General features: G+C 52.5%; 1 rRNA gene. It reads left to right on the plus strand.

Features of this window, described 5'->3' with window-relative positions:
- Nucleotides 1-87: ribosomal RNA gene (rrf, locus tag ACVOME_RS18705) — 5S ribosomal RNA — on the plus strand; the annotation flags it as partial.
- Between the last annotated feature and the right edge of the window lie 136 nt (nt 88-223).

Below are 223 nucleotides of genomic sequence, written 5' to 3' on the forward strand. Positions count from 1 at the left end.
CCGATCCCATCCCGAACTCGGAAGTGAAACGCAGCTGCGCCGATGGTAGTGTGGCTCAAGCCATGCGAGAGTAGGTCATCGCCAGGGTTTATACCCAAAAACCCCGCTGCTGACGCAGCGGGGTTTTCCTTTTTTTGCAGGCACCTGGTTTTGACCTGGACTTGCGGCAACAACTTCACGAAGAGCTTCAAGTTCCTCAAACAAGTTGTTGACAAAGCTGAAA

The sequence above is a fragment of the Stenotrophomonas sp. STEN008 genome, assembly GCF_056760435.1.